The organism is Acinetobacter sp. USHLN143 (assembly GCF_037145695.1).
GTDB classification, from domain to species: domain Bacteria; phylum Pseudomonadota; class Gammaproteobacteria; order Pseudomonadales; family Moraxellaceae; genus Acinetobacter; species Acinetobacter fasciculus.
Genome location: NZ_JBBCWZ010000201.1, coordinates 1 through 571, shown reverse-complemented (window position 1 = coordinate 571; position 571 = coordinate 1). Strand labels below are relative to the sequence as shown.

Here is a 571-nt window from a genome sequence, read left to right as displayed (position 1 = left end):
TAGTTAAGCTACCTTATTTTGTTGTGGTAGCTGGTCATAGTAAAACTCATCTGGAGTCATTTTGTCCAGACTCGAATGAGGTCGTTTCAAATTATAAAATTCAAAATATGCACTCAATTGCTTTTTCGCATCGGTGACACTGCTATAAGCTTTGAGATACACCTCTTCATATTTAACGCTTCTCCATAACCGTTCAACCATCACATTATCAATCCATCGACCTTTACCATCCATACTGATTTGAATGCCATTTGATTTCAATACATCAATAAATGCATCACTGGTGAACTGACTGCCCTGGTCTGTATTAAATATTTCAGGTGATCCATATTTTTCAATCGCTTCATTTAAAGCCGAAATACAAAAATCCACCTCCATACTAATCGATACCCTATGCGCAAGTACCTTGCGGCTATGCCAATCAATCACAGCACATAAATAAACAAAGCCTTTTGCCATAGGGATATACGTTATATCCGTACACCACACTTGATTACTGCGCTGAATAGCCAATCCTTTGAGCAGATATGGATATTTACGGTGAGCTTGATTGGCCTGACTTAGATTTGGT

At 38.2% G+C, this 571-nt stretch carries 1 protein-coding gene; it reads right to left on the bottom strand.

The features are described from left to right. Positions 1–3: 3 nt before the first annotated feature. The coding region (locus WFH18_RS17685; RefSeq protein ID WP_336755393.1) for an IS3 family transposase at positions 4–571 on the bottom strand (568 nt) is incomplete at its 5' end.